Origin of the sequence: Mesorhizobium qingshengii, from assembly GCF_027563465.1 — a bacterium.
GTDB lineage: Bacteria > Pseudomonadota > Alphaproteobacteria > Rhizobiales > Rhizobiaceae > Mesorhizobium > Mesorhizobium qingshengii_A.
Genome location: NZ_JAPFQA010000004.1, coordinates 299,377 through 308,966, shown reverse-complemented (window position 1 = coordinate 308,966; position 9,590 = coordinate 299,377). Strand labels below are relative to the sequence as shown.

The following is a 9,590-nucleotide window of genomic DNA, read 5'->3' as shown; positions in this document are numbered from 1 at the left end:
CGCGTGGTGCGGTCAATCGCTCGCACGATCCTCGATGCCCGTCTCTTCGCACCAGAAGCCGAGATTGGGACCAGGCTGCAGACCGAGGAAGGCGCGATTGCGCACGCCTTGGCGCAGCCATATCGCCGTATAGGTGCAAAGCTCGCAGCCGCACAATTGGCCGCCACAGGGGCATGGCTCGATGTCGCAATGCCGTTCATCGGTGTAAGGCAAGATACGAAGACAATCTCCGCAGATGACGATTTCCGGCTTGCTCACAGCCCCGCTCCAACATGCTTCTCGAACGCATCGAGGTCGATCAGCATGCAATGCGTGGTGCTGCCGTTGATCTTGACCTTGCGCGCCGGCAGCACGATGCCCTTGGGCGCCTGTTTCAGCGCCGTGTACCAGCCGCCCTTGTGGAAATCGGTATCGCCGAAGATCCGATGCAGCTGCGGCGCGCTCGCCGGAACGGCCAGCACGGCGCCGGCGTTGGGCTCCACCTTGCCGCGATCGAAACAGCCGAGGCTGACCAGCTCCAGCCGCTCGCGCGCGCCCTTGGCATTCCATTCGCCGGTGCGCAGCAGCTCGCACACGCCGCCGATCGTCGGCTTGACGCCATCGCGCCAGGCGTCGATCTGGCTCTGGAACAGCGTGTCGATGCATTTGTGCCAGTGGTCGAGGTTTTCGGTGCGGTCGGCCGAGGTCGCCTCGGCGATCAGCTCGCCCAGGTGCGTGGCGTCGGCCATCGGCAGGCCGATCTCTTCCAGCACATCGTCGCCGACAAGCAGCCTGGCGGCCGCCAGCAGCGTGCCGAAGGTGTCGATCGCGCGCGCCGACAGGCCGCGCTCGCCCAGGATCGTGGCAAGGTCGGGCATCAGCACTTCGTTGAACTCTTTCCAGCCATCCATGATCTGCCGCAGGATCATGCGGCCGTCCGTCTCCGGCTTCAGCACCAGGTCGCGGCCGCTCTTGCCCGGCCGGTCGAGCTGCGACAGGTTCAGCATCGCCATGCGCGTCTTGTCCTGCGCGCCCATGGGCGGCGGGATGATGGCCGAGAAGAAGAACGAATTGCGCGCCGTGAACGTGGTCGCCTCGTGGTCCTGGCCGCCGCGGCTGATGTCGCCGCCGGTGTAGGCGACGCGGGCCAGCTCGATGACGCTTTCCGCCCTGGTCGAGCCGGGCTTTGATTCCAGCTCATCGATCATGAACGGCAGGCTGTCGGTCTTGGCGCGCTGGTAGATGCCGGCGGCCGTGGTGTTGACGGAAGCCGTCACCGCGCCGTGCAGCGCCGATTTCACCACTTCCTGCAAGCGGCTTTTTCCCACGCCGGCGCCGCCCGTTGCAAAGATGATCGGCCGCGCCTTCAAGGCGCCGCCCATCAGCGCCGTGGCGATCCAGCCCAGCACCAGCACCGGGTCGAGATAGGGCCGCTGCCAGTTCCATGTGCGGAGATCTTCGAGGATGCGCCGCGCCGGGCTTTCCTCCGATGTCACCGGCTCGGCCCAGGGCTCGATCGTCGGCGCCTGCTTGGTGTAGAGAAACCCGTCATGCTGCGCCGGCCGGGCCTGTTCCAGCCGCTTGCCGTCGACCAGCCACAGCCAGCCGCCGGAATGCCACACGAACCGCCCATGGCTGTCCACCCAGCCGCCACGGCCGCGATGTTGCGTGTTCGGGTCGAAGTCCGGCTTGCGCGCCGCCTCATTGATGATCGCCATCATGCATTTGTCGCGCTCGACGCGGTTGACGATCTTTTTGGTCACCATCTTTTCCTGCTCGGGGTCCCACACGTCCTTCTTGCCCCAGCCAGGCCATGCCCACATCAGCGTGTTGATCTTCGGCGCGAACAGGTCGGCCAGCGCCGGCATGTCCCATCGCTCGATCTTGCGCAGGTTTCCCGTGGTCGAAATGCAGTAGACGTTGCCGTCCGAATCGCGGCCGACGACTTTCACCGGGCAGTCCGGCGGCATGGTGTCGAACGGCGCGCCTTCCCACATGCCGGGGTTGATGCCGTCGCGCGGCAGGTTCGGATCGGGATCGAGCGCGGCCAGCGCGTCGGCTTCATCCTTGGCGCGCTTGCCATCGAGGAAGGCGGCGCGGAGCGCCTTGGAACCGGTCTGTGTCTGCGCCTTCGCCACTGCTCATTCCATGCTTTAGGAGGGGTCGAAAAAGGACCCGCCGGCGTATTCACCCACCGGCGGGCCAGGGCGCTAGGCGTCTTGGGGCAAACGGACCTAGCGCGGGGAAAAGCCGGAGGGAGAGAACGCCGGCTTTTGTGGTTCAAGCGCGCGCTCACCAGGCCAGCCACCGGCGGGCGCGGCCGCGAACTCGGCAGCGGCCTTCTCGGCCGCAACCTGCTGCTCGAACTTGAGCGCCGCCCGACAAGCCGCATGGAACAGCGACAGCACGAAATGGTCGGCGGTGTTCGGCTCAGTGCGCGGGTAACGCTTTTTCAGGCCGAGGTGGATGAACATGGCTTCCGCCGGCGCCTCGGGATTGCCGCGCACGAAATCGGCCATGATAGCGGCTTCCTCGCTGTCAAAGACATGCTCGAAATCGACGGCCATGCCGCCGTTTGCAAACACGCGCGCGCCGCCGGCGACGGCCCGCGCCAACTCGGCCACCGACAGAACGGTCGCCGTATCGTTCAGATCGCTGTCGCCTTGATCGCCGTTGGCCGCCGTGGCCGGCATCAAACTATAGCCGTCCTCGAAAGCCTTGGACGGCGACCACGACGCATAGCCGTCATCGTATTGGACGTAATAGCCAAGATCGTCCTCACTGCCATGGAAGCGGGCGCCCCATCCAGATGGAGCAAGGAAAGGTGCGTAACCTGCATCCTTGGGAGCAATCTTGCTGCGGCCCTCCGGAAGAATTTCGACCGCTGCGATTTTCAGTGCCCGCACCTGCTTGTGGCAGAGGTACAGAGGTGCGGCGCCTTCCGTTTCCGTTGCGGCCGCGACAGCTGCGCCAGCAGCCGACGCCGGATCATAGTTTGCAGTGTCGGTTCCAGCAGCCAGCGCTGCACCCTCCGCGCTTCCGGTGTCGGCCGCTTGACCCGCTTGATCTGCAGCGGTGGCGTCCACAACCCCGCCATCCGATACGGCGGCTCTATTCTCGTCTCCGGCGCCAGAAACGGGCGCGGCGTCAGCGAGCTGACCGGCAACAGGCTTCCCTGCAACATTACGGCTTCCTCTCTTGCGTCCCATGATCCTAAACCCCCACGTCGACGCGCTTGGAAAGCTCTTCGCGCAGCAGGTAGCCTTCGAGCGGCCACATCTGGCGAATGGCGTCCTCGCGGGCGAACTTCTCGCCCAGCTCACTATTGAAGTTGGCCGGGTCGGCCGGCGCGGATTTGCCGACCAGCGTGAAGCCGTTGGTCAGCGTCATGACGCAGATGGTCAGCTGCGGCGCGCATGTCGGGTTGAAGAATTGCGCGGTTTCGACCTTGCCTTCCATGCTGGCCAGGGTCACCCGCTTGTCGGTCTTGGCAACGGCGGCAGCGGCCGCGTCGCCGGCTTCCAGGCTTCCGGTGGTTTTCATCATTCTTCTCCTTGCGCCAGATCGTTGAAATCGTCGCCGACGTGGCTGGCTTCCACGACGACGCGCTTGCCATGGCTTTCCAGCCCGGCCAGTGCCTGATCGAATTGTTTCTGCGCTTGCGCATTGCCGGTGTTGTTGTCGCGCGCGAACAGCACCCATTCGACGCAGTCGAGGCCGACCGGCGCCGAGCCGACGCCGGCCTGCGAGCCACCGGCCCACACGCGCGCTTCCGGCACCGGCTGCGAAAAGCTCGCCGCCGTCTCGATGCCTTCGGCGATCACCAGGGGATCGGGCACCAGGCCGTCGCGATCCGCCATCCAGAACGGCACCGCGTTCGGCCCCATCGAGATCTCGATGACGGCGCCCTTGGCCTCGCCCCAGATCAGCTTTGCCGGCTTCACCGGCGCCTTCACCGGCTTGACCGGGTCGAGGAAGGTGACATGGCAGGCTGTGACGATGCCCATCCGGTTGCGCATCGCCGAATGGATGGCCGGGAACAGCGGCCCGCGCTCGGCCTTCCAGCGCCGGCCCTGGCTGTTTTCGTAGCGCGCCGCCGTCCAGTATTCCGTCGCCGGCGAGAACCGGAACGAATAGCGGTTGAGGCCGGGGATCGCGTCGAGGTCGAGGCCGCGCCCGCGAAAATAATCCTTGGCGTGCAGCTCGGCCGCGCTGCCACTTCCATAAGCAAAGGTGCCTTGCGGGCAGTAAGCCGGGCCGGTTTCCTTCTCGCTCGGCTTGGCGAAAAACAGCTGGTCGGCCGTCTGCAGCTTGAACAGCCGCGACCGCTCGGCCTTGTCGTCACGCTCGCGCTGGCGCACCACTTCCGCCTTGCGCAAATTCTGCCGCTCGGCCGGCGACATCGAGCGGATGCCGAGGAAATCGCGGCCCCAGGCCAGCGCGCCCTTGATGTCGGTTCGCTCGACATAGGCGACCAGTTTCAGCACGTCGCCCTTGGCGCCGGAGCGCCAGCAGCTCCAGGCGCCGATATCGCCGTTGCGGATGCGCACTTTCAGCGCCGGCAGGCGGCCGGGCTTCTGGTCATGCTCGACAGGATTCCACGCCACCCACAGGCCGCCCTCGGGCTTGCCGTCCGGCAACAGCCTTTCGCAGACGCTTTCGATGCGGTCGATCAGCCCCGATTTGATGATGTCGAGATCGCCGCTCATGCCGCCTGCGCTCCCCACTGCAAGGCCATGGCGTCGGCCATTCCGGGAAAGAACTGGCTGCGCTGCTGGCCACGATCCTTGCGCGGCGACATGCGCCAGACGCGGTTCCAAGCCTTCCACTCGGCGCTGTTCTTGGCAGGCTCGGCCAGCCTGGCGGTTTCGGTCAGCGGCCGCAGCCCGCGCAGATACCAGCCGGTGCCCTTGTATTCGGGGTGACCAAACCAGAACGGCTGAACCATGTGCGGCGCTGGCAGATCGTCCGGCATCCGCGCTTTGGCCAGATCGTGCATTTCGGGGTTCTCGATCGCCACGCAAGCTATCGGCGCGCGCCAGCATGACGTGAACAGGTCCACGCCGTTTTCGAATTCCTCGATCATGCTTTCCCACGTCCGACCGACGGGCAGCTTCTTCGGCGGTGTCATCTTGCCGGGGCCTGACAGCCAGCGCCGGCCGGAGCGGCAGAGCCGCGTGCAGGGTGGATGCATGACGGCCAGCAAATCCCAGCCATCGTCCAGCACGTCGCGAACATCGCAGACCATGTGCCGGTTGCTGCCGTCCTGGCTGGGCAACAGATCACAAGACCATGCGTCATAGCCGAGAGCTAGGAACGCCCGCCGCACGATGCCGGAGATCTCGCAGCCAACCAGAACGCGCGTCACAGCAGGGCCCCCAGCTCGCGGGCGATATCGCCGATCGTCGCCGGCGACGGCCGGCCTTCCAGCCGCGCTTTTTCTTCCCGCACCTGGGCGAGCGTCAGCACCGGTTCGCGATAGACCTTCGGCTTTTTCACCGCCTCGATCGCCACCATCACCGGATGCGTCGCCGGCAGATCGACGCAGCCGCCGAAGCGCAGCCAGTCGTCGTGCCGGGTCAGTGTCTGGCGCGATTTCGGGATCCACATGAAGGCCGGATCGGAAGGGCGCGGGCTTTGCTTGTGCCAGACCAGCCAGCAATAGGCGGTGGCGCTCTTGCCATCGATCACCCAGCGGCCGCGATGCATCGGCATGCGTTCCGAATATTGCGCGATCAGGTTCGGCGGCCGCCGGTCGAACAGCTTGGCGTGCCGCCCCTCGCCTTCCAGAAACGCCGTGCGCACCAGCACCGCCACGCCGCGCGTCGCCAGCTCCAGCGCATGCAGCACGAATTCCAGCCCGAGGTTGAACGGCGGGTTGAGGAAAAACCAGTCGCGCGGCGCCTGGGCGTGGTCGGGGTGCAGGAAGTCGGTCACCCCGCCAAAGCCGTAGTCGAAAATGTCGGTCGCGGTCACCAGCGGGAAGAATTCGCGCAGCACCAGCGCCATATGGCCCTGCCCGCAGCACGGATCGGCCGCCGTGAACGGCACCATGCCGCTGGGCAGGTCGCAGGCCTCGAAGCGCGGCAGCACATGCGCGCAGAACGCCCGCGTGCCCCACGGCGGCGTCGGGAAGAAATCGAGACTGTCGGCGGGTTCGACCCGCCGCGCCATGACGGCCGTGCTTTCGCGCCGCGCGTTCATGACGGTTCCCGGCAGACAGCAACCACGTAGCGCGGGGCCTTCAGCGCATGGATGTCCGCAAGGCGCTTGAGGATCGGCGCGGCCTTTTCCTCAAACTCGCACCGCAGATCGAACAGCTGTTTCTTGAGCCGGATTTCTTCGTCGGTGTCGGGGCCGTAATCGATGTGCAGGAAGGGGTCCATCAGCCGTTCCCTCCCTTGGTCTTCAACAGGTCATCGATCACAACCTTGTTGCCGGCCTCGATGTTGAAGCTGACCAGCTCCATGATGGCGTCGCTGGAGAACCGCCTTTGGTCCTGCAGGGCGATCAGCTGGCCGACGAACACGCAGACCACGGCCAGTATTTCGTCGGCCGGCATTTCGGGGGCGATCTGGCGGATGGCCGCGATAAAGCCGTTGCGCAACTCTTCATGCTGCCTGCTGGCGTCCACGACTTTGGTGCGCATCACACCATCCCCAGCGCGGCTTTGTAGAGATCGAGGATGGTTTCGGCTTCCTGCCGCTGCGCCTGGTCCATTTTGCGCAGCCTGATGATCGACTTCATGGCCTTGGTGTCGAAACCGGTGCCCTTGGCCTCGGAAAACACCTCGGCGATATCCATTTCGATCGTGCGCTTTTCCTCGTGCAGCCGCTCGATCCGCTCGATGAACGCACGCAGCTGGCCGGCGGCGACCGTTTGGCTGGTTTCGGTGATGTCATCCTGGCTGCGCGCCTTCATGGCTGCACCGCCTTGGCCGGATCATCCTTGCGATGCCGGAAATATTCCAATGCGGCTTCGGCAACGGCATATTCGGCCAGAACTTCCGGCTTTTCGCCCCGCTCGACAGCGATGACTGCCATGCGCTTCGCGGTTTTCTCATCAACGTAAATGTTCATGAAAACATCCTTTCCAGATCTTTGCAGACGCGCTGCATTTCGGCGTCGGTGCTGTCGGCGACATCGGTGATGGCTTTCGACACCGCCTGCTTGGTCAGCCCGGCGGCACGGCCGATTTCCGACACCTTGAAACCCATGAGGCCGTTGGCCATCCAGAACGCCAGCCGCCGCACCCGCGCCGCCGCCAGCCATGCCGGATCGCCGGTCGCCTTGCGCGCCGGGTCGGAAAACAGCGCCGCCTTGGCGTCGCTCTTGAGCATCTGCGCCGCCAGCATCAGCGCGGCGATATAGGCGCCGCGCACGATCAGCGGCCCGGTGTCGCCGGCATAGGCCAGCCTGTAGCGCTGCAGCGCCAGTTGAAGCTTGGCCAGCGTCGCCGGCCGCGCTTCCTTCACGCCCTCGATCGCCTCGTACCATGTCGTGGTGCCGACGCCGGCCTGCGCGCACAGGCTAGTCACCGGGATCTTCATCACCGCCCGCTTCGAGTTGATCGTCCAGATGTCCGCCGTCTCTGCCATCGAAATCCTCTGTCTGAAGTTGCTGCTGCAAGGCCCCCGCCGCGAGCGAGACGCGGAACAACACGGCGACGGAGGCGGAAAGGATGCGGGCCAGCCCAGGCGTGGTTTTCGCCCGCTGGTCGCCGGAAAGGATCAGCTCGGCCAGCCTGGCGGCCTCGCCCAGGTTGAATTCGAGTTCGGCGGTGGCTGTTCTGTCGCCGTCGCGGATGGCACAGACGCCGATCGTGGCGTTGTCATCCATGAGGCCGACCACGCGACGGGCCGAAACCCCGGCAGAGCCGAGGTCGCGCACGTCGACCATGACGGCCATGGAGCGCATTATTCGCCGAACCGCACGTGATGCCGGCCGGCGGCCGCCAGGTCAGCGGCGGCGATGCGCCCCTTGCCATGCCGCCAAACGGCGGCGAAGGCGACCGGGCTTGTGCTGGTCAGCAGCTGATAATAGCCGCCTTTGAGCCGGCTGCTCGGCGATGCCGGCAGGTCGCGGAAGATCTCCGCCAGCACCTGGTCGCGCACCAGCTGTTCGGCGCGGCGGCTCATCGCCGCCTTGGCCTGCACCGTAACGATTTCATCCATTGCTTCGCTCCCTCTGTGCAAGCAGCGCATCGAGCGCCGCCTTGAGCTTTTGCAGGGTTCGCGTGTTCGGCAGGTTCGAGCCCTGCGCGATGCGACGCCATGTTTCCTTGTTCACGCCGGCCGTCTGGTACAGCGCCTTGCGGGTGATGCCGGCCTTGGCGCGGCTGTTCTCGATTTCTTCGAAGCTCGTCATTGACCGCGAATCACTTCCGTGGTTGTGATGCGGATATCAGTCCGCAATTTTGCGGAACGTCAAGGTGTGCATTTGTTTTCGAGTTGCATATCCCCTGCTCGTACTTTCGTGGCCATGCAGCATTCGAAAGACGAACAGGTCGCCTGGATCAACGCAGTCAGGGAGTATCTCGGTATCTCACTCACCGAGCTGGCGCGGCGCGCCAAGATCGCGCCATCGACGTTGCAGCGGCCGGTCAACGATCCCGCCTATCCCGGTATGATCTCGGGTCGGTCGATGGCGGCGGTGGCCGAAGTCGCCGGCCTGCGGCCCTTGGAATATCCGGCCCGCATGCGCGGCCTCGCCGAAGCCGACGCCAGCCCTTTCACCTATGACGATCGCAACGACGCCGCCGATAATCTCAACCGGGCCGTGCGCGAACTGGTCAAGGGCCGCAACGGGCGCGATGCCTGGGTGATGAAGAGCTATGCGCTCGAACTTGCCGGCGTCATGCCTGGCGACGTGCTGATTGTCGACATGAACGTGACGCCGCGCCCGCGCGACATTGTCTGTGCGCAGATCTACGACTGGTCAGGCATGAAGTCAGAGACGGTGTTTCGCCTGTACGAGGCGCCTTACCTGTTGACGCATTCCCTGCGCGCCAATGTGGAAAGGCCGGTCGCGGTCGACAACGCCACCGTCATCATCAAGGGCGTTGTCGACGTGGTGCTGCGCGCCCGCGCCGGCAGTTGACAAAGCGGCCACGTCCGCGCGGTTGACAAAGCGAATACGCTTTTACCTCCCCACCAATTGACAAAGCGGACGGTATGGCCGGTTGACAAAGCGAATACGCTTTTTGCTTCCCGGCAATTGACTAAGCGGTCAGGCCGTCTTTCGGGCGCGGTCGAAGGCAAATCTCGCGACCCTGCCGACGCCGTACGCGGCTGCGTTGAAGGCCACCGTCCAGAGAACGGTTTCAACATCGAAGCTTAGGCAGTGGGCTGCTCTGGCCTCATGGCACCAGGCACTGGCGGCCGATATCCGCATATACTCGACCGCCACGGCGGCGGGAATGATGAGCAACAGCCATTGCCATTGCGCGCGGGCGAGCCCGAGGATGAGCGAGACGATCATCCGGCCATAGTGCCTGCGCTTTATGGCGCACTCCAGCGCGAATCGCGCGGAGGCTTCGGCGCTCATCTCCGCATTCAACGCGCATCAATATCCGCAAGCCTATTTACATATCCGCATATTTGCGGAATATTG

The 9,590-nt window shown here is 64.9% G+C and carries 17 protein-coding genes; 1 reads left to right on the top strand and 16 read right to left on the bottom strand.

Annotated features, from left to right (window positions below; translation table 11 throughout):
• Positions 1 to 12 precede the first annotated feature (12 nt).
• The 15 genes from OOJ09_RS12775 to OOJ09_RS12705 form a co-directional block, all read right to left on the bottom strand.
• On the bottom strand, positions 13 to 258 hold the full coding sequence (locus OOJ09_RS12775) for a hypothetical protein (RefSeq protein WP_269905556.1): 246 nt from the start codon (positions 256 to 258) through the stop codon (positions 13 to 15).
• Positions 255 to 2,117: a hypothetical protein gene (locus tag OOJ09_RS12770; RefSeq protein ID WP_269905555.1), complete on the bottom strand. Its 1,863-nt coding sequence runs from the start codon at positions 2,115 to 2,117 to the stop codon at positions 255 to 257. The genes OOJ09_RS12775 and OOJ09_RS12770 overlap by 4 nt, the downstream gene beginning before the upstream one ends.
• 96 nt (positions 2,118 to 2,213) lie before the next feature.
• Entirely contained in the window at positions 2,214 to 3,065 is an 852-nt protein-coding gene (locus OOJ09_RS12765) for a hypothetical protein (RefSeq protein WP_269905554.1), read from the bottom strand.
• 127 nt (positions 3,066 to 3,192) lie between these two features.
• A complete protein-coding gene (locus tag OOJ09_RS12760; protein ID WP_269905553.1) occupies positions 3,193 to 3,522 on the bottom strand; it encodes a Gp49 family protein in 330 nt (109 codons plus the stop codon).
• Positions 3,522 to 4,688 carry a DUF7146 domain-containing protein gene (locus OOJ09_RS12755; protein WP_269905552.1) on the bottom strand — a complete coding sequence of 389 codons (1,167 nt, stop codon included), beginning with the start codon at positions 4,686 to 4,688 and terminating at the stop codon, positions 3,522 to 3,524. The genes OOJ09_RS12760 and OOJ09_RS12755 overlap by 1 nt, the downstream gene beginning before the upstream one ends.
• A complete protein-coding gene (locus tag OOJ09_RS12750) occupies positions 4,685 to 5,347 on the bottom strand; it encodes a hypothetical protein (protein ID WP_269905551.1) in 663 nt (220 codons plus the stop codon). The genes OOJ09_RS12755 and OOJ09_RS12750 overlap by 4 nt, the downstream gene beginning before the upstream one ends.
• Entirely contained in the window at positions 5,344 to 6,183 is an 840-nt protein-coding gene (locus tag OOJ09_RS12745; RefSeq protein ID WP_269905550.1) for a hypothetical protein, read from the bottom strand. The genes OOJ09_RS12750 and OOJ09_RS12745 overlap by 4 nt, the downstream gene beginning before the upstream one ends.
• Complete coding sequence (locus OOJ09_RS12740; RefSeq protein WP_269905549.1) at positions 6,180 to 6,365, bottom strand: hypothetical protein; 186 nt, start codon at positions 6,363 to 6,365, stop codon at positions 6,180 to 6,182. The genes OOJ09_RS12745 and OOJ09_RS12740 overlap by 4 nt, the downstream gene beginning before the upstream one ends.
• Complete coding sequence (locus tag OOJ09_RS12735; protein WP_269905548.1) at positions 6,365 to 6,628, bottom strand: hypothetical protein; 264 nt, start codon at positions 6,626 to 6,628, stop codon at positions 6,365 to 6,367. The genes OOJ09_RS12740 and OOJ09_RS12735 overlap by 1 nt, the downstream gene beginning before the upstream one ends.
• A complete protein-coding gene (locus tag OOJ09_RS12730; RefSeq protein WP_269905547.1) occupies positions 6,628 to 6,900 on the bottom strand; it encodes a DUF2312 domain-containing protein in 273 nt (90 codons plus the stop codon). Before OOJ09_RS12730 ends, OOJ09_RS12735 begins: the two co-directional genes overlap by 1 nt.
• Positions 6,897 to 7,058, bottom strand: a complete 162-nt coding sequence (locus tag OOJ09_RS12725; RefSeq protein ID WP_269905546.1) for a hypothetical protein — start codon at positions 7,056 to 7,058, stop codon at positions 6,897 to 6,899. Before OOJ09_RS12725 ends, OOJ09_RS12730 begins: the two co-directional genes overlap by 4 nt.
• Positions 7,055 to 7,576: a hypothetical protein gene (locus OOJ09_RS12720; RefSeq protein WP_269905545.1), complete on the bottom strand. Its 522-nt coding sequence runs from the start codon at positions 7,574 to 7,576 to the stop codon at positions 7,055 to 7,057. Before OOJ09_RS12720 ends, OOJ09_RS12725 begins: the two co-directional genes overlap by 4 nt.
• A complete protein-coding gene (locus OOJ09_RS12715; protein WP_269905544.1) occupies positions 7,509 to 7,886 on the bottom strand; it encodes a hypothetical protein in 378 nt (125 codons plus the stop codon). The genes OOJ09_RS12720 and OOJ09_RS12715 overlap by 68 nt, the downstream gene beginning before the upstream one ends.
• 8 nt (positions 7,887 to 7,894) lie before the next feature.
• The gene (locus OOJ09_RS12710) at positions 7,895 to 8,152 is read right to left on the bottom strand and encodes a hypothetical protein (protein WP_269905543.1); all 258 of its coding nucleotides are present in this window, start codon (positions 8,150 to 8,152) and stop codon (positions 7,895 to 7,897) included.
• Entirely contained in the window at positions 8,145 to 8,345 is a 201-nt protein-coding gene (locus OOJ09_RS12705) for a helix-turn-helix domain-containing protein (RefSeq protein WP_269905542.1), read from the bottom strand. The genes OOJ09_RS12710 and OOJ09_RS12705 overlap by 8 nt, the downstream gene beginning before the upstream one ends.
• A gap of 114 nt (positions 8,346 to 8,459) precedes the next feature.
• On the opposite strand from OOJ09_RS12705, the gene OOJ09_RS12700 reads away from it, so the two are divergent.
• A complete protein-coding gene (locus OOJ09_RS12700; RefSeq protein WP_269905541.1) occupies positions 8,460 to 9,077 on the top strand; it encodes a hypothetical protein in 618 nt (205 codons plus the stop codon).
• 129 nt (positions 9,078 to 9,206) lie between these two features.
• Here the strand turns inward: OOJ09_RS12700 and OOJ09_RS12695 are convergent, their stop codons facing one another.
• Positions 9,207 to 9,524: a hypothetical protein gene (locus OOJ09_RS12695; protein WP_269905540.1), complete on the bottom strand. Its 318-nt coding sequence runs from the start codon at positions 9,522 to 9,524 to the stop codon at positions 9,207 to 9,209.
• Positions 9,525 to 9,590 lie beyond the last annotated feature (66 nt).